This window comes from Methylophilus medardicus, assembly GCF_006363955.1.
Taxonomy (GTDB): Bacteria; Pseudomonadota; Gammaproteobacteria; order Burkholderiales; family Methylophilaceae; genus Methylophilus; species Methylophilus medardensis.
The window spans coordinates 2,067,980-2,092,210 of record NZ_CP040948.1 but is presented as its reverse complement, the minus strand read 5'-3'; the positions used below and the strand labels follow the sequence as shown (position 1 = coordinate 2,092,210).

Here is a 24,231-nt window from a genome sequence, read left to right as displayed (position 1 = left end):
TTGTTTAGACTATTTTGTTTGACCGCGGCAACGCTGTCCGTGCGTGACGGATGTCATCGATGAATGGAGAAATAATGAAAACTGCAGCCTATGGTGTACAAGATGCGACCTCCCCAGTTGCACCAATGCAAATTGACCGTCGAGAGGCCGGGCCACATGATGTGCTGATTGATATCGAATACTGTGGTATTTGTCATTCGGATATTCATCAGGCCAGAAATGAGTGGGGTGGCGGCTCTCTCTATCCGATGGTGCCAGGCCACGAAATCGTGGGCCGCGTAAGCCAAGTGGGCACGCACGTCACTAAATTCAAGCTGGGGCAATTGGTTGGCGTCGGCTGTATGGTCGACGCCTGCCGCCACTGTGAAGACTGTCACGCAGGTGAAGAGCAATATTGCGAAGGCACGGTATTTACCTATAACGCCAAAGACCCTAAGCATGGCGGGCTGACCTTTGGCGGCTATGCTGAGCGCATTACCGTTGATGAAAATTTTGTCGTCAGCGTGCCTGAAAATCTGGATACCAAAGCAGTGGCGCCCTTATTGTGTGCTGGTATTACCTTATATTCGCCGCTCAGGCATTGGGATGTGCAAGCCGGTCAAAAAGTCGGCATCATCGGTCTGGGTGGGTTAGGCCACATGGGTGTCAAGCTCGCTTCTGCGATGGGCGCGCATGTGGTGATGATCACTACTTCGGCCAGCAAAGCTGCTGATGCAACCCGGCTGGGTGCGCATGAAGTGTTGATCTCAAAAGATGCGGAGGCGATGGCCAAGCATGCGGCTAGCTTTGATCTGATTATTGATACGGTGCCGGTCGCGCACGATTTGAACCCCTATATTGGGTTGCTCAAACGTGACAAAACCATTGTGCTGGTGGGGCCGCTAGATCCGGTGGAGGTGCATGGTGCTAACCTGATCACCAAACGTCGCCAGGTGGCTGGCTCATTGATTGGTGGGATTGCCGAAACGCAAGAAATGCTCGATTTCTGTGGCAAGCATAATATTGTCAGCGATGTTGAAATGATCGAGGCCCCTTACATTAACGAGGCCTATACGCGAATGCTTAACAGCGATGTGAAGTATCGCTTTGTGATTGATATGACCTCAATCAAGGCCTAGCTAAGTCGCATGATCCACCGGGCCCCGCCTGCCGGGTGGATCATGGTTGTGGTTTGTCGTCGGCAAACTGCAACAGATTGCGGCTTGCTCTGTTAAGATAATGATTCATTGATCACAATTTACGTGCATGCTTGCCGACAAACCGCCACCGGGTGTGATTGCCCTAATTGTTTCTATCGTCGCCTATCTGGCATTGGCGCAGGCTGACAACTTCATCCAGCTCGGTCAGGCCGAGTCGCTGGCCATTTCGATTCTGTTTGTGCTGCTGATCATCAATCTGGCATTTCAGCTGTCATTTCAGGTCGAGTATGTGGCCGAGCGGCTGAAAGAGCCCTACGGCACCATGATATTGACCATCAGTGCGGTCATCATCGAGGTGGTGATTATTGTGATGATGTTAAGCCATACCTCGTCCACCACGCTGGCCAGAGATGCCATCTATTCGGCGGTGATGCTCGATATCAACGGGATTCTTGGCCTGTGTGCCATTATCGGCGGCATTAAATATGGTGAGGTCGAATACAACGTCAACTCGGGCAATACTTACATTGTCATGATCATGACGGCACTGGGGATCTCCATGGTGCTGCCCGCATTTTTACCAGCCGAACACTGGCGCGTGTATTCAATGTTTACCATTGTGACCATGAGCGTGTTTTATGCCTTGTTTTTGAAAATGCAAACCGGTCGCCATCGCGCTTATTTTAGTTATCGTGACCAGCACCAATCCTCTTCGGCAGAGGCGGCCAGTGGCCGCATGAGTAATGATGTCAGGTGGTCGATTTTATATATGTTGGCCGGCATCGTGACCATCGGATTTCTGTCTGAAGAAATGAGCATACACATGGATGCCGGGCTGACTGGTAGCGGTGTGCCACCGATTGTGGCGGCGATTGTGGTGGCCATCATTGCAGCCAGCCCAGAGGTGCTGACTGCGCTCAAAGCTGCAGTTAATAACCGCATGCAAACCGTGGTCAATATTGCGTTGGGCGCCACCCTGTCTACGGTGATCTTGACGGTACCGGTGATCGAGGCCATCGCTTTGATCGAGGACCGACCGCTCATTGTGGGCTTGTCGCCGACGCAGATTGTCATGACATTTTTGACCTTGATTGTGGCGACCATCAATTTGCACGACGGCGAAACCAATGCGATTGAGGGCATGACACACTTTGTATTATTTATGGCATTTGCCATGTTGGCTGCTTTGGGGATGTAATGGTCTGCCCAGCGCTGACCGAGACATAAAAAACAGATGAATGTGGTGTTTGAGCTGATGCAGCAATATGGCTTGCTGATCGTATTTGCCAGTGTGTTTTTAGAACAAATGGGGCTCCCGTTACCTGCCTATCCGACGTTGCTACTGGCGGGCGTTTTTATTGGCAACGGACAATACACTTGGGGCGCCATGCTGCTGATCGCGGTGTTGGCAGCGCTCATCGCAGACAGCCTCTGGTATCGCGCCGGACGCAAGTATGGCAAACGGGTGATGGGTAAGCTGTGCAAGATTTCCTTGTCCCCTGATACCTGTGTCAGGCAAACAGAGGCGTTGTACCTGAAGTTTGGGCCGCCGGCATTGTTGGTGTGCAAATTTATTCCGGGTTTCGCCTCGATCTCCAGCGCGCTGGCAGGCTCGTCTGGCACGCGCTATTGTGTATTTGTGCTGATGGATGGTCTGGGCGCCCTGGTATGGGCTGGCTCTGCCTTATGGCTGGGTAATCTGTTTAGCGCAACGATTGATGAGTTGATGTTAACGCTGGTTGAAATGGGCAAATGGGGAACGCTGCTGGTACTGCTGTTGTTGGCGTCGTTTATTGCTTATAAATGGTGGGACAGGCAGCGCTTCATCAAAAGCTTGCACATGGCCCGAATCAGCGTTGACGCATTAAACGAGATGATTCAACAAGGCGCGACACCTGTGATTTTAGATACCCGCGCGGTCCATCTGGTGCAAGATGGCTGGATTCCCGGCGCCCAGTTTGTCCCCCTAGAAGCCGTCGACCAATTAGTGCTAGATATCGATGAAGATGCGCCGGTGGTGCTCTATTGTTCATGTCCAAACGAAGTCACCGCTGCCAAAGTGGCTAAAAAACTCATGCAACGGGGCTATCGCAATATTCGGCCATTGACTGGCGGTATCGATGCTTGGCGCGATGCCGGATTTGAGATTCATACCGCGGTGGTGGAGAAAGTATCAGATGTTTAACGTGGTCGGGATTGCACTCAAACGCCCATACACTTTTGTGGTGATGGCATTGCTGATTTTAATCTTTGGCACGCTGTCTGCCATGCGAAGCCCGGTCGATATTTTTCCTGAAATTCGCATCCCGGTGGTGGCCGTGGCTTGGCAATACACCGGCTTACCCCCAGATGATATGGCCGGGCGCATCACCACCTTGTATCAGCGGTCATTGACCACCACGGTGAATGACATCGAACACATTGAGGCCAATTCGTACAACGGCTTTGCCATTGTCAAAATCTTTTTTCATTCTGGGGTGAACATTGCGACCGCCAATGCGCAAGTGGCGGCGATATCGCAAACCGTGACGCGGCAAATGCCCACTGGCACGACGCCGCCGCTGATTCTGAATTACAACGCCTCGACCGTGCCGATTTTGCAAATTGCGTTATCAGGCAAGGGTTTGACCGAACAAAACCTCGCGGATCTGGGCCTGAACGCTGTGCGTATTCGGCTGGTGACCGTGCCCGGCGCGGGCGTGCCTTTTCCTTATGGTGGTAAAAGCCGGCAAATTCAGATCGATCTCAATCCGGGCGCGCTACAGGCACGCGGACTGTCTGCGCAGGATATCTCCACTGCCTTGGCCGCACATAATATGGTGGTGCCGGTCGGAACGCAGAAAATAGGCGCGATTGAATATACCTTAAACTTGAATAACGCTGCGGCCGATGTAGAAGAAATCGCCAATATCCCGATCAAGGTTGTGCAAGGGGCCACCGTCTATATGCGTGATATTGGGCAGGTGCGTGATGGTAGCCCGCCGCAAACCAATATTGTGCATGTCGATGGCAATCGTTCGGTGCTGATGACCATCCTCAAGAATGGCGCCATCTCGACCTTAGCCATTGTGGATGGCATTAAAGCCAAGCTCGAAGAAATTAAGCCCGGGTTGCCAGACGCACTGGTGGCGACCCCAATTAATGATCAGTCGATTTTTGTGCGGGCAGCCATTGATGGCGTGGTGTTTGAAGGCGTGCTCGCGGCTTTATTGACCAGCCTGATGATATTGCTATTTTTAGGCAGCTGGCGCTCATCGCTAATCATTGCTACCTCCATTCCGTTGTCGGTATTGGGGGCAGTGATCGGTTTGTCTATGGTGGGCGAAACACTCAATATCATGACCTTGGGAGGCTTGGCGCTCGCAGTTGGCCTCTTGGTGGACGAAGCGACGGTCACGATTGAAAATATTAACTGGCACCTCGAGCAAGGCAAACCAGTTGAGCAGTCGATTCTGGATGGTGCCGCGCAAATCGTGACGCCGGCTTTTGTGTCGCTACTGTGTATTTGTATTGTGTTTGTGCCGATGTTTTTTCTTGAAGGGGTGTCACGCTTTTTATTTGTGCCGATGGCGGAATCAGTGATTTTTGCCATGATCAGCTCCTTTATTTTGTCGCGCACGCTGGTGCCGACCATGGCCAATTACCTGCTCAAACCACATGTTGCACAGGCGCATGTATCGGCCAGTCGCAATCCGCTGGTGCGCTTTCAGCAGGCATTTGAGCGTGGGTTTGAGCGTATCCGGTTGTCCTATAAAGCCCTGCTGACGTGGGCGGTGCTGCATAGCCGTCTGTTTATGGCGGGGTTTATGGCGCTGGTGATGTTGTCGTTTCTGTTGGTGCCCATGCTGGGGAGTAATTTTTTCCCGTCGGTCGACAGCGGTCAAATCCTGATGCATGTGCGGGTGCCCGTCGGCACCCGTATCGAAGAAACGGCTAACCGCTTTGCGCATATTCAAGCCGCGGTCAAACAAGTGATCCCCGCCGAAGAAATTGTGACGATTGTGGATAACATCGGCATGCCGATCAGTAGCATTAATCTGACCTATAACAACACGGGGCTTACCGGCGCCCATGATGGCGACCTGCAAATTGCATTACGAGCAGAGCATGCGCCCACGGCGGAATATATCCGTACCCTGCGTGAGGTGTTGCCCAAGCGTTTCCCAGACACGACCTTCTCTTTTCCTCCCGCCGATATTGTCAGCCAGATTCTCAATTTTGGGTCCCCTGCGCCGATTGATATTCAGATTCGCGGCGGAAAATTAGCTGAGGATTTTGTCTACGCTGGCCAATTGTTGGCAAAAATCCGGCAGGTGCCAGGCGTGGTTGATGCGCGTATCCAGCAATCCCGGAGTCGTCCAGCATTTGATATCCGACTAGACAAAACACGTGCACAAGAGCTGGGCATCAGTACACGCGACGTCACCAATAGCATGGTCATTAACATGGCCGGTAGCTCGCAAGTCTCCCCCACCTATTGGTTAAACCCGGCCAACGGCGTGACTTATCCGATTGTGTTGCAAACACCGCAATATCAACTCGATAGCCTGAGTGCACTGGCTAACTTGCCGATCAGTGGCGCTGACGGTCAGTTGCAAACCTTGGGGGGCTTGGCGACCTTTAAACGCAACGTTGGAAACGCAGTGGTCAGCCAGTACGATATCCAGCCCATGGTGCAGATTCATGCCAGCACGCAAGACCGCGATTTGGGCGCGGTGGCCGCCGATATCCGCAACATTCTAGCCCAGACCGAAGCGCAAGTGCCTAAAGCCGCCAGTGTCGTGATGCTGGGGCAGGTGCAAACCATGGAGCATGCGTTTAATGGTTTGTTTTTTGGTTTGCTTGGCGCGATTGTGCTGGTGTATTTGTTGATTGTGGTCAATCTACAATCCTGGCGTGATCCCTTCGTGATTATTTCAGCCCTGCCTGCCGCGCTGGCGGGCATCGTTTGGATGCTGTTTCTCACCTTTACGCCTTTATCCGTGCCGGCATTGACCGGGGCCATTATGTGTATGGGTGTGGCCACTGCGAACAGTGTGCTGGTGATCAGTTTTGCCCGCGAACGGCTGGCCGAGTTGAAAGACGGCGCGGCCGCGGCGATTGATGCTGGATTTGTGCGGTTCCGTCCGGTACTGATGACTGCGCTGGCCATGGTCATCGGTATGACGCCGATGGCATTGGGCCTCGGCGAGGGCGGTGAGCAAAACGCGCCACTCGGCCGCGCCGTGATTGGTGGGTTGATATTCGCCACCATCGCCACCTTATTATTTGTGCCCGTGGTATTTAGTGCGGTGCACCGAACCATGCAAACGCGACCTGTGAGCGTTTCTACAGGAGATCAAGATGAGTAATTCTACGGCGGGTGTGTCTCGTGGGCTCAAACTGGGCAGTTTTTTACTATTGCTGGCTGCCATTGGCGCAGTGGTTGTTGGCATGAGCAGTCGGGCTAGCCATCAGACCAAACTCAAAGACTGGACAGACAAACAGGCGGTCGCCACCGTGACTGTGAATCCGCCGACCAATGGCGCGGTTGGCGGCAGTTTGGTGTTGCCGGGTCGATTTGAAGCCTATGCGCGGGCACCTATTTACGCGCGCGTCAGTGGATATTTAAAAGGCTGGAAAGTCGACATTGGCGGCAGCGTGAAAAGTGGCCAATTGCTGGCTGAAATCGAAACGCCGGACCTTGATCAAGAGTTGTTACAAGCGCGGGCAGATTTGGCCAGTGCGCAGGCAACCGTGGCGTTAGCCGAAACCACGGCCAAGCGTTGGCAAGACATGTGGAAAACGCAATCGATTGCCCGCCAAGAGGTCGATGAAAAATTGGGTGATTATCAGAGCAAGAAAGCGCTGGTGAATGCCGCCGAAGCCAATGTCAACCGGCTGCTGGCGCTCAAACGCTTTGCCCGTATTGAGGCACCGTTTGACGGCGCGGTCACTACGCGTAATACCGATACAGGCGCATTGATTAATGCCGGTAGTAACGCTAGTACTACACTGCCTTTATTCGAGGTGTCCAATACGCGTAAATTACGTTTATATACCCATGTGCCACAAAACTATGTCAGCCACATCAAGGCCGGCGGCAAGGCGCAGTTTAGCGTGCCTGAGTTGCCTGAAGCGATGTTTGAGGCCACCATTCAATCGACTTCTGGCGCGATCACAGCCTCGTCTGGCACCACCTTGGTACAGTTATTGGTAGATAACACGGCTGGCCGCTTTTTACCCGGTGGCTTTGCAAACGTGGATCTCGCGCTCAATGAGCAGACCGGGCGCCTGAGCATTCCAGCCAGTGCTTTGATTTTTGATCAGAACGGAATGAAGGTCGCCACCGTGAACCAGCAGCACCAAGTGGTGTTGAAAACGATTACGATTGCCCGCGATCTCGGCAAAACGCTAGAGGTGCAATCAGGCTTACTCGCCAGCGATCAGGTGATTGAAAACCCGCCAGATGGCATCAGCGATGGGGTACGGGTCAATCTGGCGACGGCAGTCGCTCCGCGATAATGGCAGCAGATGCTTAACGCGCCACGATTAACCACAGACTCAATCCGACTGCGGCGGCTGCTAAAAGTAGATTGATCGCAGGCGGCAGCCATAACACGTGGCTGTTGGGTGTTTCGGCTGCACTGAGCGTCTGACAAAACTGTTTGAACTGCACGGCTGACAACACGGCTGTGCAAGCGCCAATCAAAATAAACCCTACGCCAATGTAGAGCGAAAGGGTGGTTTGTGCAGCGGTCATGGGGTGATCTTGGGCCACCAGTTGCATAAACAGGCCAAAGCGCTCAATCACAAATCCCAAGCCCATCAATGCAATGGCCGAGCGTTGCCAAGCCAGCAGCGTGCGTTCGGCTGCAAAATAGACCCGTGGATCATCCAGATAAGACATATAGCCCCTGTTCTAGTGCGTAAGCGGGTACCTTAGCGCACTTTGCCTAAGTCTGTCTATGGGCAGTGATCACCCCTGCCACTTGCTGTAAGCGCGTGAGCAAATGTTGTAGTTGATCCATATCGGTAATCTCTACCGTAAATTGCATCAGCGCCACATGGTTGCGCGAGAGGGTATTGGCTTTGGTCGTGTTGATTTTTTCACGGGCAAATAAATCGCTAATATCGCGCAGCAGGCCCTGTCTGTCATTGGCTTCTATGCTGATGTCGACGGCAGACACGCCGTGAGACTGACTGCCCCATTGTGCACTCAGACAGCGGTTCTGCCGATCATCCGTCAGACGGCTAATAAACGGACAGACTTGGCGATGAATGGTCACACTGTGGTTGCGAGTGAGGTAGCCCACGATGGGTTCTGGCGAGACTGGTTTGCAGCATTTTGCCATGCTAGTTTGCACGTTGCCGATGCCCTCAATCGTCACCCCTGCCTGATTAAACTGCGAGCTTGCTGGCCGCTTGATGGGGATCGATTGCGGTTCTGTAACCCCAGGCGACATCTCGGCTTGAATCGTAATGGCAATCTGGTGTTCGCTGATATCGCCCCGACCAATGGCCGCCAGACAATCCTCCAGTTTGTGAAATTGCAGTTGATGCGCAATCTTTTCTAAAGACAGCGTACTCACCCCTGCGCGGTGCAATTCTTTATCCAGCTTTGCCCGCCCTTGCGCCATGTCTGCTTCAAAGTGCTGGTATTTAAACCAATGCCTGACCTTGGCACGGGCGCTTGGGCTTTGCAGATATCCCAAGGCTGAATTGAGCCAGTCTCGGCTGGGGGCGCCATGTTTGGCGGTTAAAATTTCGACGCGCTGACCGTTCTCCAAACGGGTGTTCAGCGGCACGATGTTGCCATTGATTTTGGCGCCGCGTGTGCGATGTCCCAGATCCGAATGCACGGCATAAGCAAAATCTATCGGCGTGGCCCCGCGCGGTAAGTCGATGACTTTGCCTTGCGGTGTCAGCACATAGACCTTGTCTTGAAACAGTTCGCTATTGAACTGCTCGAGCAAGTCGCCATGGTCCGCCACATCGTCTTTCCAAGCCAATATCTGCCGCAGCCAGGCGATTTTTTCGTCAAATTTGGCATCTGATTTTGCACCCTCTTTGTAGCGCCAATGGGCCGCAACCCCCAACTCGGAGGCATGATGCATGTCATGGGTGCGGATTTGCACCTCAAGCGCCAATCCCCTTGGTCCGCTCACCGCGGTATGCAAAGAGCGATAGTTGTTTGATTTTGGTCGGGCAATATAGTCGTCAAACTCGCCTGGAATCGGTTGCCACAAGTGATGGACCAATCCCAGCGCAGCATAACAATCTTTGATATCTTCGACCAAAATGCGCACGGCGCGCACATCATACAGTTGGTTAAACTGCAGATGTTTGCTCTTCATTTTTTTGACGATGCTGTAAATATGTTTTGGCCGCCCAGTGACCTCGCCCGCAATGCCTGCTTGGGCGAGTGCTTGCTGTAACTGTGCGACTACATCCGTGATATACAACTCGCGGTCGACTCTGCGTTCGTCCAGCATCTTGGCGACTTCTTTATAGAGCTGTGGCTCTAGGTAGCGCAAGGATAAATCCTCAAGCTCCCATTTCAATTGCCAAACCCCCAGACGGTTGGCCAGCGGCGCAAAAATATTCTGGTTGTCGCGCGCGATGTGCTGCTGTTGCGCAGGGCTGGCACCAGACAACTGACGCAGCAGCTGTGTGCGCTCTGCCAGTTTGATCAACACCACGCGAATGTCTTGCACCATGGCGAGTAACATTTTGCGCAATGCCTCCAGCTGTTGCGCGCGGTCGTTATTTTTTTGCGCTGTTTGCGGCGCGCCTTCAGCCGCACTCAATGCCTGAATATGGGACATCCGTGACAGGCCATCAATCAAGTCGATGACTGGCTTTCCCCATTGTGCAGCGAGGGTATCAGCCCAGTCAGGGAGGTGTTCAGGAGTTGCCGACAGGATCCCTGCGAGCACCGTGTCGGCATCCATGTTCAGGTCCACCAGAATCGAGGCCATGCCCAACACATGCGGCAACAGTGGACTGCCGTTGAGCGCAGATTGCCCAGCATAGAGCGGGGTTACGATGTCAGCCGCTTGGCGAAATGCGTCGACTTCAGTGGCGGCAAAGCGAGGCGACAATGCGTCTAACCACACACTGATGAGGTGTGTATCGGAGGCAGCGGCTGCGGCAGGCGGACGATGTGTGGAAACCATAAAATATTATCGCCGTGATTGTGCATCAGCGTAAAGAATAAAACGCATCATGCGCGCGAGCAAGATGCGTTTTTGGCTAGAACAAGGTGACCACTTTGCTCGCCGCGTTAGGCAAACAAGCTAATACCGAGCACGGCGGCCAGCACAATACCAATCGCCATCAGCAGGAAAATAAAGAAAAATACTTTTGAAATGGTGGCAGCACCAGACTCAAGGCCTCTAAAACCGAGCATACCAGCAATAAAAGAAATCACCAGAAACAGCAGCGCATAATAAAGCATGGGTTGGACCTTTCGTCACAGCGTTGAACATGGACACATCTTAAACGCTGGATGGGGGTGGGCGCATCGGGCATGGTCTGGAATGTAGGTCAGAATGGACCTACGGCGCTGGCCCATCCGCCTCCCATGCACAGGTGGCCGCGCCAGTATGGCGTAAAGCGCAGCGGTTTACCTCGCAGCCGATGGATATTCGCCGCCCAAGGCAATCATTAAGGCTACGGAGGCATTCAATCTTCTGCCGGTAATCGACAACAGATTACGCTCTGCGGTGAGCAGGGTGGACTGCACGATGACCACGCTTTGATACTCACTAATCCCGGCCCGGTAACGGTTCTCCGTTTGCACCACTGCCTCACGCGCAAACTTGACTGCAGCCGCTTGTTCGATGGCTTCGGCTTCTAAGATTCTTAATAAGGCCAAGTTGTCCTCGACCTCACGCACACCGCTGATCACGGTTTGTTTATAGCTGGCGACCGTTGCATCATACCGGGCAATCGCTGCGTCGGTTTGCGACTTTCGCAACTGGTTATCAAAGATTGGGCCGGCCAAGGTCGGACCGAGCGACCACAACCGATTCGGTAGCGAGAGTAAGTTACCGAGGCTGTCGTTGCTGTAACCGAATGCAGCCCCTAAGGATAATGTCGGAAATAAAGCCGCTCTGGCGACCCCAATTTGCGCATTGGCTTGGGCAACCCGGCGCTCAGCTGCCGCAATGTCTGGGCGGCGCTCTAGCAGCGTGGCCGGTAAGCTGGCGTTGGTGACCGGAAAGCTAATGTTGGTCACATTGCCATAGGGTGTGGATGGAATGGTCAGCGCAGCGGGCGTCTGACCGATCAGCACCGCGATGGCATGCTCAAGTTGCGCACGTGAGGCGGTAATGTCTATGGCTTGTGTCAGCGTATTTCTGAGTTGTGTTTCGGCCTGCGCAATTTCGGTACGAGAGGCCAAGCCCACGTTATAACGATTGACGGTGAGCTTGAGCGAGCGTTCAAAGCTCTGCGCGGTGCTGTCGAGTAATTGCTTTTGTGAGTCCAAAATACGCAACTGAAAGTAGGTTTGCGCAAGCGCTGACTGGACAGATAATTTCACCGCAGCCAAATCTGAGGCCGTGGCGTCAGCATTGGCTTCGCCGGCAAGGATGCTGTTGCGTATCCTGCCCCATAAATCCATTTCCCAACTGGCATTGACGCCCAAACTCAGTTCGGAATTGGCACCGTTATTGCCGGTTTGGCCGCGCACAGCTCCGGCTTGCCCATTGATGGCGGGCAATAATGGCGCGCGGCTGGCGCGTGCCAAGGCAATGCCTTGCCGATAATTCGCCTCAGCGATTTGAATTGAAAAATTCGCCTGATTGGCCTGCGTTAATAAAGCCATTAGCTGCGGATCTGCATAGGCGCTCCACCAAGATGCGGTGACCTCGGGCTGGCTGGGCGCTGCGGTTTTCCAACCCGATACATCATGCGCCTCTTTATATTGCGTTGGCAGGTTGAGACTGGGCCGCGTGTAGGCTTCCCACACACTGCAACCGTTCGCGAGTAGGCCGATGGTGATCAAAATCAGGGGTTTAATGGCATTCATACTGGCGTTATTTTTGAAGAAGAATAAGGGGACTTTGACGAGAAGTAAGACGTCACCACTCGGCCAAGCTTGTCTAGGAAAAGGTAGACGACCGGGGTAGTGAATAAGGTCAGTAATTGTCCCACCAGCAGACCGCCTACAATTGAAATACCCAGTGGTTGTCGGATTTCAGCCCCATCACCGACACCTAATAACAGCGGCACTGCACCGAGTACGGCAGCAAAGGTGGTCATCAGAATGGGGCGTAAACGCTGCAGGGCTGCCTGAAAAATCGCTGCCTCAGCGCTCAGACCTTGTTCGCGACGGATATACAACGCGGCATCAATCATAATAATGGCATTTTTCATGACGATGCCAATGAGCAGCACGATGCCGATCATGGCGATAATCGTTAGCTCGCTGTCAAGCCAAAGCAAGGCCAACAGGGCGCCGATGCCGGCAGAGGGCAGCGTGGAGAGGATGGTTAACGGATGAATCAAACTCTCGTAAAGCATACCCAGCACAATGTAGATGGCAATCAGGGCCGTGAGAATCAACCAAGGCTGGCTGTCCATGGATTCTTGGAATGCTTTGGCTTTGCCTGAAAAACTCCCATGAATCGTCTCGGGTGGATTCAGCGCAGTAAAGGCGGTTTCAATGGCTTGGCTGGCCGCATCAAGGGCATAGCCTTGGGCCAAATTGAATGAAATGGTCGCTGCGGCAAACTGACCTTCATGATTGACCGCCAGCGGGGTATTGACCATCTCCCAATGCGCCAGGCTAGCCAAAGGAATGCGCTGGTTTTGCGCACTATTAAGATAAATATTCTGTAATGATTCAGGGCCTTGCGCAAATTTTGGCGCCACTGTGAGCACTACAAAATATTGGTTCAATGGTTCATAAATCGTGGAAACCTGCCGTTGACCAAAAGCATTATTCAACGCGGCATCAATCTGTTGTTGGGTCACGCCCAGTCGGGTGGCTGCATCACGGTCTACCACCAGTTTCGTCTGCAAGCCTTTGTCTTGCGCATCACTACTGACGTCGGACAATTGTGGCAACTTTGCCATGGCATCACGTAATTTGGGCGAGATCAGCCGCAGGTCCTCGATGCTACTCGATAGCAGTGTGTATTGAAATTCGGCTGCGCCCGGACGCAAGCCGATATTGAACTCTTGCTGTGGCCGGATGCGTAGCGATGCGCCAGCGACACGCTCAAGTTGTGGACGTAACCTGTCTACCACTTCTTGCGCCGAGACATCGCGTTGCGCGCGGGGTTTAAGGCGCGCATTGAGCATGCCGGTGTTGGATTGCCCACCGCCAAAGCCGCCGGTATATTCATAGTAGGCATCAATATCGGGATCACGGGCAATGATGCGCATAAACTGGTCAACCTTGTCACGCATGGCCCAAAAAGACAGGTTCTGATCGCCCTCAAAACTACCTTGCAGTCGGCCAGTGTCTTGCAGCGGAAAAAAGCCCTTGGGCACCATGGCATACAAGTAGACATTGCTGGCAATCGCGAGGACAAACAAGGTGAGTATCAACCAAGCATGACGCATACTCCAGCGTAAGGCTTGGGCATACGCTTGCTGAGGCCAGGCGAATATGTGCGCCAGTTTGCTGTCTGACTGGCTGGCACGGCGCGGTTTGAGCCAGCGTGAAGCGAGCACCGGAGTGAGTGTTAATGACACCAGTAGCGAGATCAGCACCGTCGCGGCCAGCGTGATCGAAAACTCGCGAAACATCCGCCCCACCACCCCATCCATAAACAGCAGGGGAATAAATGCTGCAATTAATGACAGGCTCATGGCGATAATGGTGAACGACACTTCGTGCACTGCCTGCCGTGCGGCAGCCAAGGGCTGCATGCCATCTTCAATATGTCTGGCCGTGTTTTCAACCACCACAATCGCATCATCCACCACAAAGCCAGTGGCAATAATAAGCGCCATCAGAGTTAGGTTGTTCAAACTGAACCCACATAGATAGACCACGGTTAATGTGCCCGCTAGCGAGATGGGGATGGCAATGCTGGGGATCAGGGCTGCCCGACCACTGCGCAAGAAGACAAAGGTCACCAAAATGACCAGTGCGATAGAGATTAACAGGGTGCGTTGCACTTCATGCAGCGATTCGCGCACGATGGTGCTTCTGTCGATGAGCACCTCCATGCTGACGCCGGGCGGCAATAACGGCTTGAGGCGCGGTAACAGGGCATTGATGCCGTCGACCGTTGCCACAATATTGGCACCGGGGATGTTGTTAATTGAAATCACCACGCCAGGTTTGCCATTGACGCTACCGGCGCTACGCAACTCTTGCACCGAGTCGGTGACATTTGCAATATCGCGCAGCCGAATCGGCGCCCCATTGCGCCAAGCCACAATCAGGTCAGTGAAGTCAGACGCTTGATGGTCACTGTCATTCACATCCAGCTGCCAGCGTTTGCTGGCGTTTTCAATAAAGCCCTTTGGCAGGTGTGCATTCGTGTTGGCAATGACCATGCGCACTTGGTCGAGACTCACGCCATATTGATTGGCTGTGAGTGGGTTGACCTCTACCCGAACCGCGCGCAGTGCACTGCCATTGATATTGACCTGACCCACGCCATCCACCTGTGAGATACGCTGGCCGATCAAGGTGGATGCAAAGTCATACAGCTCGCGTTGGCTGTATCGATCGGAGGTGAGGGCCACATGCATGATCATGGTAGGGCCACTTTTGCGCCAGGTGGGGTTGCTTTGCATCCCCGCAGGCAGCAAGGGCACTGCTGCATTAATCGCCGCTTGCACATCTCGCGCCGCGCCATCGGCGTTACGTCCCAAGTCGAACTGTAGACTGACTCTGGTTTGGCCTTTGCTGCTGCTGGAGGTCATTTCGTTGACGCCGGCAATGTTGCCCAATGAGCGCTCCAGTGGTGAGGCGACAGCCGCAGCCATGGTTTCCGCACTGGCGCCCGGCAAGCGGGCGTAGACATCGATACTCGGCATCTCGACTTGCGGCAGGGAGGCAATCGGTAAGGCAAAGTAGGACGCGACGCCGGGCAGTGCAATCGCCAGTGCCAGAAGGCTGGTGGCCACCGGGCGCCGTAAAAAGAGCGTTAACCAGTTCATTTTGCCAAGCCTTGGGTGGCCGCAGTGTCGCGCCGCACTGCGCGCGATAGCCGATCAAAGGTTAAATAGATGACTGGCGTGGTAAACAGGGTCAGTAACTGGCTCAAGAGCAGGCCACCAATCATGGCGATGCCCAGCGGTGCGCGCAACTCTGCCCCGGGGCCGTCTCCCGTCACCAACGGCACCGCACTGAGTAGCGCCGCTAAAGTTGTCATTAAAATGGGTCTAAAACGCAGCAAGCAAGCCTGATAAATCGCCTCTTGCGGCGACTTGCCGTGCTGACGTTCCGCTTCGAGTGCAAAGTCAATCATCATGATGGCATTTTTTTGCACAATGCCAATCAACAGAATAATCCCGATAATGGCAATCACACTCAGCGGGTGTTGTGTCAGCATCAGCCCAAGCAAGGCGCCTACGCCGGCCGAAGGGAGGGTGGAGAGGATGGTGAGCGGATGGATATAACTCTCATACAAGATGCCGAGCACAATATACATGGTGAGAATCGCAGCCAGCATCAGAAATAACTCATTGCCGAGCGCCGTGTTAAAGGCAGCGGCCGCGCCCTGAAAGCGGCTGATGATCGTGGCCGGAAATTGCATGCGCTGTTTGACTTGCTCAATGGCGGACACCGCATCGCCGAGCGCGTAACCGGGGGCAAGATTAAAACCGATTTCTACCGAAGGCAATTGGTCTTCGCGGTTCACCACCAGTGCACTTGCTTGCTCGCTAATGGTCGCGATACTGCTTAGGGGCACCTGTCGGCCGGTGTTGCTGGTGACAAATACTTGCTCCAGCGACAGCAAACCTGGTTGCGGCGCGGGTTGCGCCTCCAGAATCACGCGGTACTGATTGGCTTGGGTGAAAATCGTGCTGATCATGCGTTGGCCAAACGCGCTATACAGGGCATTGTCGACATCGGCCATGGTAATCCCTAGCCGCCCCGCGTTATCGCGGTCGACCATAATCGCTGCCCGTAAACCATCTTCATGCCGGTTGTGGCTCACTTTTTCAAGTTGCGGCAATGCCTCAAGCTGCTGCATCATTTCTGGCAGCGCCTCGTCTAGTGCGTCCGGGTCTGTGCTGGTGAGCAAATATTGATACTGCGTGCGGCTGATCCGATCAGACAGGGTTAAGTCCTGCACCGGCTGCATATAAATTTTGAGCGGCGTTTTGTTTTCGAGCCGGTGCTGCAGTCGGGTAATCACTTCACTGGCAGACACTGCACGTTGCGGATAAGGCTTCAGATTCACCAGTAAGCGACCACTATTGTGGGTGGTATTCACGCCATCAACGCCCGCCAACGAAGAAACACTCTCCACATCCGGATCGCGCAAAATGGCAGATACCACCGCTTGCTGCTTGCGGCTCACTACCTGAAAGGCGTCTGCCCCATCCGCTTCGGTGATCACTTGAATAAAGCCGGTATCTTGTGTGGGGAACAAGCTCTTGGGGATGATCACAGTGAGCGCCACGGTCAGCCCCAGCGAGAGTGCTGCGATGAACAACACCCACCCTTGGTGCCGCAATGCTACCGTCAGCCACTTGCCATACAACGCGATGATACGGTCGCTGAGCGAGGGACGCTGCGCTTGCGCTGGTGGGGTTGCCTTCAGTAATCTGGCGCACAACATGGGGGTCAGGGTGAGTGATACCACGGCAGAGATGAGAATGGCCACGGCCAAAGTGACAGCAAACTCGCGGAACAAGCGGCCAATCACATCGCCCATAAACAACAATGGAATCAATACCGCGATCAGCGAAAAGGTCAGTGAAATGATGGTAAAGCCAATTTGGCGCGCCCCTTTGAGCGCAGCATTCATCGGCGTTTCGCCTTCTTCAATGTGGCGCGCAATGTTTTCAATCATCACAATTGCATCATCCACCACAAAGCCGGTGGCAATGGTCAGTGCCATTAAAGTCAGGTTGTTGATACTAAACCCGGCTGCGTACATCACACTAAAGGTCCCCACCAGTGATAAAGGGACGGTCAAGCTCGGAATCAGTGTGCCTGCTGCGGTGCGCAAAAACAGAAAAATGACCATGACCACCAATCCAACGGCCAGCATCAGCTCAAACTGCACGTCATGCAACGCGCTGCGGATGGTGTGCGTGCGGTTCGTCAATTCTTTGACTGTGACATCCGCTGGTAGACCTGCGGTCAGGCTAGGTAAACGCTGATGAATCTGGTCAACCACCTCGATCACATTGGCACCCGGCTGGCGTTTGATATTGATCAACACTGCCGGGGTATTGTTTGCCCAGGCGGATAGATATAAATCTTCTTGCGCCTCTTTTACTTTTGCGACATCACGCAACCTGACCGGGCGGTCGTTGAGGTTGGCAATAATGAGGTTGCGGTATTCTTCCGCTGACAGCAACTGGCTATTGGCATCTAGCTCATAGGCCAACAGTGGGCCATCGATGTTGCCTTTGGCTTGATTGGAGTTAGCACTGTCAATCACCGTGCGTAAGGTGTTGAGCCCAATGCCATAAGCGGCCAGCGCCGTTTGATTGACTTGAATGCGAATCGCCGGCTTCTGTCCACCATCCACGCTGACCAAGCCAACGCCACTGACTTGGGCAATTTTCTGCGCCATGCGGGTATCGACCAAGTCACGTAGTTTGGGCAAAGGCACACTTTGCGAGGTCACGGCCAAAGTCAATACCGGCGCATCGGCAGGGTTCACCTTGTTATAAATGGGCGGCGATGGTAAATCCGCGGGCAAAAAGCTACTGGCGGCATTCATGGCGGCTTGCACCGATTGCACCGCCACATCCAGACTGTTTTTTAAGCTGAACTGCAGTGTGATGACCGAAACCCCGCCTGAACTGGCTGAAGACATATGCGCCAGACCCGACATGGAGCCAAATTGCCGCTCTAGCGGTGAAGTCACATTCATCGCCATGACTTCAGCGCTGGCGCCCGGGTATAAGGTCACCACTTGTATGATCGGATAATCGACCTGTGGCAAGGCCGATTTCGGCAGCAGGGTATACGCCAAAATACCAGCCAGCAAAATGGCGATCATCAACAATGACGTCGCCACTGGACGCAATATGAAAAGACGGGACGGATTCATGGTCTATCTGTCGTTGGACTAAGCGCCACCGGCTTGGCGACGACGATGCGGACGAGAAGCCTCAGGTGCTGTGCTCGCTGGTGAGGCTTGCGCCGCGCCATCGTTTTCGCGTGGGGGATGCGCGCCACGCCCAGTGCCTGCTTCTTTGTCAAATGCGCGGTTTGGATCCTTGATGCGCACTTTGGCATTGTCTTTGAGTTTATCTATGCCGCTACTGACCACGCGGTCACCGGATGCTAAGCCGTGGGTGATGGCCGCAATATCACCATCGGTATGGCCGACGGTGACCGGTTGCAAGCGCACCTTGTCGCCATGCTCGTCTGCAACAATCATGTACACAAAAGGGCCATCGGGGCCGTGCTGCAACGCATTTAACGGAATCACGCTGGCATGCGGAATTGTTTCGCTAAACAGTTTGACATTGACAAACTGGTTTGGAAACAGCCGGTTATCCTCATTCGAAAAGGCCGCCTTCAGTTTGAGGGTGCCAGAGGTGGTGTCAATCTGGTTGTCGAGGCTGGCCAGCACGCCGGTGGCGAGTCGTTGTGTATTACTTTTATCCCAGGCCTCTACTTTTAATTTGCGTGTCCCCAAGGTGGACTGGCTCTGCTGAATTAACGCGGAGATTTTATCTTCAGGCAGGTTAAATACCACATGAATAGGGTGAATGGTATTGATCACAGCAATCGGGTTCGTGGTGGTGATGTTGTTGCCGTTATCTACTTGACGTAAACCGATGCGGCCACTCACTGGCGCCGTAACATTGGTAAAGGCCAGCTGTAGTTTTGCACTCTCGACCGAGGCATGGTCCGCTTGAACAGTGCCTTGATATTGTTGCACCAACGAAGCTTGTGCATCGACTTGTTGTGAGGCGATGGAATCTTGTGCCTGCAAGGTTTTAAAGCGCTCCAGATCGATCTGGCTGTTTTTGAGTAAGGCTTGGTTACGCACTGCCTGGCCTTGAATTTGTGCCAAGGCCGTTTCAAAGGGACGCGGATCAATCTTGGCGAGTAACTGGCCTTGTTTGACCAATTGGCCCTCTTGAAAACCCACTTGGATCAATTGGCCCGCCACGCGGCTGGTGACGGTCACCACTGCCGAGGGAATCGCCGTGCCGAGTGCCGTATGCGTCACCGGAACATCGGCCGTCTTGACAGTAGCGGCGGTGACCGGCGAGGGTTTATCCCCCCATTTGCCATGCCCACCGCGTTTGCCCCCACCGGGGCCGCCGTGACGCCCAGCTTTATCCGAACTGCCGCCTTCGCGTCCAACCGCTGCTGCCGCTTGCGCCGATGGCGGATGGGTTTTTTGCCAAAGCCAAGTGCCGCCGCCAATCAGAAGCAAACCAATGGCGCTAGTGAGAATGAGTTTTTTATAAGTCATACTTGATTTAATCGTTATACAGCAAAAGGTGAGCAGTGCACGCTGGGTTTATCACGCACAACGGCTGACAAGCGTCAGCCGTATTTAACATCATATTCGGTTAATGTGACTATACAGGGTTATTTTGCATCTTTTTCTCGGAAACTGTCATGGCAAGACTTGCATGATTGTGTCAGTTTGCCAAATTTCGCCTTGATCTGACCAACATCGCCAGTGGCCGCGACCTTAGCAAATTCGTTCGCTTCTAGATTGAACTGTAAAGCCACTTTTTTTGCCTCTTCTGGTTTTTCAAAAAACGCTGATTTCAGTCGCGTTTTACGCCAGCCTTCTCCTTTGTCCCTGCTCGGGGCATAAAGTGCCCCTAAGCCTGTATTTGCGGCGGCCGCAATCGCGTTGGCGGCAACGATGACCTCGTCTTTGCTCAAGGTGTCTGGGTTGTCGAGTTGGGTTTTTATTTTTTGGAGATTCCTTTCTATAAAAAATAAACTGATTGTTGTTACAATAATTCTTGATTGTTGTTACAATAATTCGCATGACGCTGAATGACAAACAAAATGGTGGTAAAAGACCCGGCTCCGGCCGCAAGGTTGGCTCAGGGCTTTATCGGGAAAATACGACGGTCATGCGTGTGCCAGACAGTCAAAAGCCGATCATTCTTAGTTTTCTCGACGCTTATGCCAAAAAGCAGCGCTTAGATGAAATTGCCAATCATCTAGATAGGGTGGGGGAGTTTACCCAACTTGCACAGGCGTCTGAGGCCTTACATTTACCTTTGTATCAATCCAAAGTGCCGGCTGGTTTGCCGGCGCCAGCCGACAGTGACGAAGCGTCGCGGATGGACCCGAACGGCTATCTGATTGATGACCCGTCTAGTACTTTTTTTGTCACTATTCAGGGCGAATCGATGATTGAGGCAGGGTTGATCCCGGGTGACAAAGCGATTGTGAATAAAAAGAAACAGGCCGCGATCGGCGATATCGTGCTGGCAATGGTGGATGGCGCGTTCACCATCAAAATATTAGCGAAACAGAAAAATGGCGATCCGAAACTGTTGCCTGCCAACAGCTCGGGTCAATATGCTCCCATCCTTATTCAGGGCCAGATGCAATTTTCGGTCTGGGGTGTGGTCACTGGATCTTTCAGAAGGTTTTAATCATGACACGTAAAAACATTATTTCAGCACACTGGACGAATGCAGTTTGCCGCGTAAACGGGCTCAATATTCACTATTTAAGAACGGGTGGCAACAAACCCACATTAATTGCACTGCATGACTTAACGGCAAGTGGTGCTTGCTGGTCGCAATTGGCCCGTGAACTCGAAGCACACTTCGACATCATCATGCCAGATGCGCGCGGCCATGGTCAGTCGAGTGCGCCACTGCATGGCTATACCTACCAAGACCATGCCAATGATGTCATCGAATTGATTAGAACACTCAACATTCAGTCGCCGTATCTGCTGGGGCATTCAATGGGTGGCATGACCGCAGCCATGGTTGCCAGTCGTTTGGGGTTTGCGATTGAGGGCATCGTGCTGGCCGAGCCCAACTTCATCAGCCCGGAGTGGCAATATCAGCTAGATGATCGTGAGGCGGTGAAACAGCATCGTCAGTTATTACGAGCCAGCAAAGCAGACTTATTCACCGAGGCCAAACTCAAAAACCGCTATCGCTCCTCTGAGCTTGTTGAACATCTGGTGCAAGCCAAATTCAGAACCAACCCGCGCGCTTTTGATGTGTTAGTTCCGCCACACCCCGAGTTTGATGAGTTGGTGCGTAATATCTATGTGCCAACCTTATTGCTGCTGGGTAACGAAGGCATTGTGTCGACTGAATCAGCACGTGCGCTGCATGCCCTCAACCCTGATCTGCAATATCAACTGATTGCGGACGCAGGCCATGAGCTGCCTTATGATGCGCCTGACCGTTTAGCCACAGCGATTCATGCATTTTGTAAACCGGCAGTCACCAACGACCAACTTTATCAGGCTAGCAAAAGGTACTCAGGGTATTCAGCAAGTGCCAATTAGTAATAGTCTATGGGGTTGATTCAGCAGCGTTTTTTTCCTCACTCTGCTGATCTGCGGTAAGGTGATGTTGGCGTTACGTTTCAACTTTCATCAACACTTCTTCGTCTGCGACCATATCTAAAATCTCTTCACTGAACGCATCCGTGCACTCGCTAGACCATTCCGCCCCCGCATTAGGGTCGGTGGTAAACATCGGTAAAAAACTCATATACATAAAGCGCCCATCTTCCAGCTTAATCGCTTGCACCTCGTCAGGATGCTCTACCAACTGCCAGGTGTCAGGGACATCTAGTTCCACTTGCACGTTCACCAATATTTTTTTCATAGGTTGTCTTTCCATTATTTGCGTGCGGTGACTATAGGGGCTGTTGGCTTCAAATACAAGCAAACTTTCAGCACGAATGTTCGGCCGATGCTGCTCAGCAAGCGCTCAGCGCGCATCATGCGTTCTCGCGATCCTGCTGTCTTTCAGCAATAAAATTCAGACTGTTTGCAGCAAGCGTACTTGTCATAGACATAGGCCCAGCATGCGTGAGCAGTTAGTCCAATCTGCCACCCAGCGCCATATGTTCGCCAGTGCACGGTGGTTTCGACGCTAACCTGTGACACTACTGGGTATTCGGGCACCCAGTGCATCGAAACACACTAGGAGAATGACATGGCACACGCGATCCCTTTACCCACGGCAAAACCAAGCAACCGCATCGGCTTAGCCTCTTTATTCAGTGCATTATTGTTAGTGGGTGGCTGCGCCTCAACGCCCCAGCCGCCAACATTGGCTTTGCATGCGGCCGAACAAGCCATTGCCGGTGCAGAGCGCGCCAATGTGGCCGATTATGCTTCTGTTGAATTAAGCGCAGCGCGCGACAAACTCTCGGCAGCCAAAAGCGCAGTGCAGGCCGAAAAAATGGTCCTCGCTCAGCGACTCGCCCAAGAGGCCAGAGCGGATGCTGAATTGGCTTCCGCGCGCGCCGAAGTGGCTAAAGCGCGTGTGGTCAACGAGCAAATGCAAAAAGGTACCGATACCCTCAAGCTTGAAATGAAACGTAAGACTGGAGAACAAAAATGAAAACAACAATGCAGCGACCTGGCGTGTTGATCGCGACTGCACTGGCATCGCTCTTTTTGGTGGCCTGTGCCGCCAAGCCCGTTCAACCAGAGGTGGTAAACAATGCACGTATCAAGTTGACCAAGTTGCAGGCTGATCAGCCACTCGCTAGTCAAGCGCCCGTGGCGATCAAGGATGCAGAAGACGCATTACGTGCGGCAGAGGCATCCTCAGGGGACAAAGAAAGAACGGCACATCTGATGTATCTTGCCGAAAGCAAGGTGGATACCGCACAAGCCTTGGCCGAAAGTCGGCAGTTAGTTGTGCAGCGCACGGCATTGAGCCAGCAACGCGAGAGTGCACGCCTTGATTCACGCACACAAGAAGCTGATGCGGCCCGCAGTAATGCGGATGCTGCGCGTATACAGGCATTAGCGGCGCAAAAAGAGGCCGATAACGCCCGCAGCCGTGCCGAAGCTGAACGCATGAAAACACTGGCTGCGCAACAGGACACTGCCAATGCGCAACAGACGGCAGCCGCCGCCCAGCAGAAGTCCGATGATTTGCAACTGCAGATTGCCGCGCTCAATGCAAAACCCACCGAGCGCGGTCTGGTTGTCACGCTCGGCGACGTGCTGTTTGATACAGACAAATCGGTACTCAAAAGTGGCGCAGCCACCAACCTTGCCAAACTCGCGACGTTCCTCAATCAATATCCAGACCGTTCCGTGATTATCGAAGGCCACACCGATACGGTGGGTAACGCCGACTACAATCAGGCTTTATCGCAACGTCGCGCTGATGCCGTCAAAGGTTGGCTGATGAAGCAAGGGGTGGCTTCAGATCGCGTTGTGACCGCTGGCAAGGGTGAAGTTTCTCCTGTTGCCGGCAACGACAGCGCATCCGGGCGCCAGTTGAACCGCCGCGTGGAAGTGATCATTGAGAACCCTCGCACGCCTGCAAATTAAAAGGGTAGTCATAAAACCGATGGCGCTCTCACCCAAAAGATAGGCTTACATGTATGCAGGCACTGATGCACCAAAAATAATCAAAATTGAGTTTTTCATGCATCCAACGCCATCGGGTTCAACTGCATCCGCCATTAAAAAATAGCCAGAAAAGTATCCTTAAAAAGCCAAGTTAGTCATCACTAGCTTGGCTTTTTGTTTTTTGAAGGATGCGCTCATGAGCCTGACGCTAGGCATTGAAGATTTAAGCTTGATATTGTGTGAGTTTGCATCCTAAACAGACCACCAGACCGCTTAACGTTATTGTTGGTTGGCCTTTACTTAACACACTGATTGGTCGCATTATTCTACTGCGGTAGTCATGCGTGTATGCGGTCATCAACTCGGGTGTTGTGCGCAATCAGTTGCACTCCCCCCGCAGCATTGTGTTTCTAGCGCAAGGCGTATAGTATATCGAACAGACAGACCTG

18 protein-coding genes are annotated in these 24,231 nt (G+C 53.2%); 9 read left to right on the top strand and 9 right to left on the bottom strand.

Translation table 11 applies throughout. The features are described from left to right. Positions 1 to 74: 74 nt before the first annotated feature. From FIT99_RS09875 to FIT99_RS09855, 5 genes are all read left to right on the top strand, one after another. Positions 75 to 1,118, top strand: coding sequence for an NAD(P)-dependent alcohol dehydrogenase (locus tag FIT99_RS09875; RefSeq protein WP_140004127.1), 1,044 nt, complete (start codon positions 75 to 77; stop codon positions 1,116 to 1,118). 127 nt (positions 1,119 to 1,245) lie between these two features. After that, positions 1,246 to 2,337 carry a calcium:proton antiporter gene (locus FIT99_RS09870; protein WP_140004126.1) on the top strand — a complete coding sequence of 364 codons (1,092 nt, stop codon included), beginning with the start codon at positions 1,246 to 1,248 and terminating at the stop codon, positions 2,335 to 2,337. 36 nt (positions 2,338 to 2,373) lie between these two features. After that, positions 2,374 to 3,324 (top strand): DedA family protein/thiosulfate sulfurtransferase GlpE, encoded by a 951-nt coding sequence (locus FIT99_RS09865; RefSeq protein WP_140004125.1) that lies wholly within the window; start codon positions 2,374 to 2,376, stop codon positions 3,322 to 3,324. Next, positions 3,317 to 6,490 (top strand): efflux RND transporter permease subunit, encoded by a 3,174-nt coding sequence (locus FIT99_RS09860; protein WP_140004124.1) that lies wholly within the window; start codon positions 3,317 to 3,319, stop codon positions 6,488 to 6,490. The genes FIT99_RS09865 and FIT99_RS09860 overlap by 8 nt, the downstream gene beginning before the upstream one ends. Continuing rightward, positions 6,483 to 7,643: an efflux RND transporter periplasmic adaptor subunit gene (locus tag FIT99_RS09855; protein WP_140004123.1), complete on the top strand. Its 1,161-nt coding sequence runs from the start codon at positions 6,483 to 6,485 to the stop codon at positions 7,641 to 7,643. Before FIT99_RS09860 ends, FIT99_RS09855 begins: the two co-directional genes overlap by 8 nt. A gap of 13 nt (positions 7,644 to 7,656) precedes the next feature. Here FIT99_RS09855 and FIT99_RS09850 read toward each other — a convergent pair whose 3' ends face one another. The 8 genes from FIT99_RS09850 to FIT99_RS09815 form a co-directional block, all read right to left on the bottom strand. After that, positions 7,657 to 8,028: a YidH family protein gene (locus FIT99_RS09850; RefSeq protein ID WP_140004122.1), complete on the bottom strand. Its 372-nt coding sequence runs from the start codon at positions 8,026 to 8,028 to the stop codon at positions 7,657 to 7,659. 46 nt (positions 8,029 to 8,074) lie between these two features. Next, entirely contained in the window at positions 8,075 to 10,297 is a 2,223-nt protein-coding gene (locus FIT99_RS09845; protein ID WP_140004121.1) for a RelA/SpoT family protein, read from the bottom strand. A 107-nt stretch (positions 10,298 to 10,404) separates the two neighbouring features. Further along, positions 10,405 to 10,578: a DUF1328 domain-containing protein gene (locus FIT99_RS09840; RefSeq protein ID WP_140004120.1), complete on the bottom strand. Its 174-nt coding sequence runs from the start codon at positions 10,576 to 10,578 to the stop codon at positions 10,405 to 10,407. Between the two features lie 168 nt (positions 10,579 to 10,746). Then, a complete protein-coding gene (locus FIT99_RS09835) occupies positions 10,747 to 12,156 on the bottom strand; it encodes an efflux transporter outer membrane subunit (protein WP_140004119.1) in 1,410 nt (469 codons plus the stop codon). Beyond that, positions 12,153 to 15,251 (bottom strand): efflux RND transporter permease subunit, encoded by a 3,099-nt coding sequence (locus tag FIT99_RS09830; protein WP_140004118.1) that lies wholly within the window; start codon positions 15,249 to 15,251, stop codon positions 12,153 to 12,155. The genes FIT99_RS09835 and FIT99_RS09830 overlap by 4 nt, the downstream gene beginning before the upstream one ends. Further along, positions 15,248 to 18,331 carry an efflux RND transporter permease subunit gene (locus tag FIT99_RS09825; protein WP_140004117.1) on the bottom strand — a complete coding sequence of 1,028 codons (3,084 nt, stop codon included), beginning with the start codon at positions 18,329 to 18,331 and terminating at the stop codon, positions 15,248 to 15,250. Before FIT99_RS09825 ends, FIT99_RS09830 begins: the two co-directional genes overlap by 4 nt. Positions 18,332 to 18,349: 18 nt before the next feature. Next, positions 18,350 to 19,714 (bottom strand): MdtA/MuxA family multidrug efflux RND transporter periplasmic adaptor subunit, encoded by a 1,365-nt coding sequence (locus tag FIT99_RS09820; protein ID WP_140004116.1) that lies wholly within the window; start codon positions 19,712 to 19,714, stop codon positions 18,350 to 18,352. A 119-nt stretch (positions 19,715 to 19,833) separates the two neighbouring features. Next, positions 19,834 to 20,190, bottom strand: a complete 357-nt coding sequence (locus FIT99_RS09815) for a cytochrome c (RefSeq protein ID WP_223261321.1) — start codon at positions 20,188 to 20,190, stop codon at positions 19,834 to 19,836. 56 nt (positions 20,191 to 20,246) lie between these two features. Between FIT99_RS09815 and FIT99_RS09810 the strand changes: the two genes are divergently transcribed. Together FIT99_RS09810 and FIT99_RS09805 are read left to right on the top strand one after the other, a co-directional pair. Further along, a complete protein-coding gene (locus FIT99_RS09810; RefSeq protein ID WP_140004114.1) occupies positions 20,247 to 20,867 on the top strand; it encodes a LexA family protein in 621 nt (206 codons plus the stop codon). Positions 20,868 to 20,869: 2 nt separating this feature from the next. Beyond that, entirely contained in the window at positions 20,870 to 21,745 is an 876-nt protein-coding gene (locus FIT99_RS09805; protein ID WP_140004113.1) for an alpha/beta fold hydrolase, read from the top strand. A 73-nt stretch (positions 21,746 to 21,818) separates the two neighbouring features. Here FIT99_RS09805 and FIT99_RS09800 read toward each other — a convergent pair whose 3' ends face one another. Further along, positions 21,819 to 22,070, bottom strand: a complete 252-nt coding sequence (locus tag FIT99_RS09800; protein WP_140004112.1) for a hypothetical protein — start codon at positions 22,068 to 22,070, stop codon at positions 21,819 to 21,821. Positions 22,071 to 22,403: 333 nt separating this feature from the next. Between FIT99_RS09800 and FIT99_RS09795 the strand changes: the two genes are divergently transcribed. Both FIT99_RS09795 and FIT99_RS09790 read left to right on the top strand, forming a co-directional pair. Next, a complete protein-coding gene (locus FIT99_RS09795) occupies positions 22,404 to 22,814 on the top strand; it encodes a DUF4398 domain-containing protein (protein WP_140004111.1) in 411 nt (136 codons plus the stop codon). After that, on the top strand, positions 22,811 to 23,761 hold the full coding sequence (locus FIT99_RS09790) for an OmpA family protein (RefSeq protein ID WP_223261178.1): 951 nt from the start codon (positions 22,811 to 22,813) through the stop codon (positions 23,759 to 23,761). Before FIT99_RS09795 ends, FIT99_RS09790 begins: the two co-directional genes overlap by 4 nt. Positions 23,762 to 24,231 lie beyond the last annotated feature (470 nt).

What these genes read in the sequence shown, in the direction of transcription:
- FIT99_RS09855 (WP_140004123.1), top strand. Translation starts at nt 6,483, where the DNA reads ATGAGTAATTCTACGGCGGGTGTGTCTCGTGGGCTCAAACTGGGCAGT.
- FIT99_RS09805 (WP_140004113.1), top strand. Translation starts at nt 20,870, where the DNA reads ATGACACGTAAAAACATTATTTCAGCACACTGGACGAATGCAGTTTGC.
- FIT99_RS09835 (WP_140004119.1), bottom strand. Translation starts at nt 12,156, where the DNA reads ATGAATGCCATTAAACCCCTGATTTTGATCACCATCGGCCTACTCGCG.
- FIT99_RS09810 (WP_140004114.1), top strand. Translation starts at nt 20,247, where the DNA reads ATGACGCTGAATGACAAACAAAATGGTGGTAAAAGACCCGGCTCCGGC.
- FIT99_RS09875 (WP_140004127.1), top strand. Translation starts at nt 75, where the DNA reads ATGAAAACTGCAGCCTATGGTGTACAAGATGCGACCTCCCCAGTTGCA.
- FIT99_RS09795 (WP_140004111.1), top strand. Translation starts at nt 22,404, where the DNA reads ATGGCACACGCGATCCCTTTACCCACGGCAAAACCAAGCAACCGCATC.
- FIT99_RS09820 (WP_140004116.1), bottom strand. Translation starts at nt 19,714, where the DNA reads ATGACTTATAAAAAACTCATTCTCACTAGCGCCATTGGTTTGCTTCTG.
- FIT99_RS09840 (WP_140004120.1), bottom strand. Translation starts at nt 10,578, where the DNA reads ATGCTTTATTATGCGCTGCTGTTTCTGGTGATTTCTTTTATTGCTGGT.
- FIT99_RS09870 (WP_140004126.1), top strand. Translation starts at nt 1,246, where the DNA reads ATGCTTGCCGACAAACCGCCACCGGGTGTGATTGCCCTAATTGTTTCT.
- FIT99_RS09850 (WP_140004122.1), bottom strand. Translation starts at nt 8,028, where the DNA reads ATGTCTTATCTGGATGATCCACGGGTCTATTTTGCAGCCGAACGCACG.
- FIT99_RS09860 (WP_140004124.1), top strand. Translation starts at nt 3,317, where the DNA reads ATGTTTAACGTGGTCGGGATTGCACTCAAACGCCCATACACTTTTGTG.
- FIT99_RS09790 (WP_223261178.1), top strand. Translation starts at nt 22,811, where the DNA reads ATGAAAACAACAATGCAGCGACCTGGCGTGTTGATCGCGACTGCACTG.
- FIT99_RS09830 (WP_140004118.1), bottom strand. Translation starts at nt 15,251, where the DNA reads ATGAACTGGTTAACGCTCTTTTTACGGCGCCCGGTGGCCACCAGCCTT.
- FIT99_RS09845 (WP_140004121.1), bottom strand. Translation starts at nt 10,297, where the DNA reads ATGGTTTCCACACATCGTCCGCCTGCCGCAGCCGCTGCCTCCGATACA.
- FIT99_RS09800 (WP_140004112.1), bottom strand. Translation starts at nt 22,070, where the DNA reads ATGAAAAAAATATTGGTGAACGTGCAAGTGGAACTAGATGTCCCTGAC.
- FIT99_RS09865 (WP_140004125.1), top strand. Translation starts at nt 2,374, where the DNA reads ATGAATGTGGTGTTTGAGCTGATGCAGCAATATGGCTTGCTGATCGTA.
- FIT99_RS09825 (WP_140004117.1), bottom strand. Translation starts at nt 18,331, where the DNA reads ATGAATCCGTCCCGTCTTTTCATATTGCGTCCAGTGGCGACGTCATTG.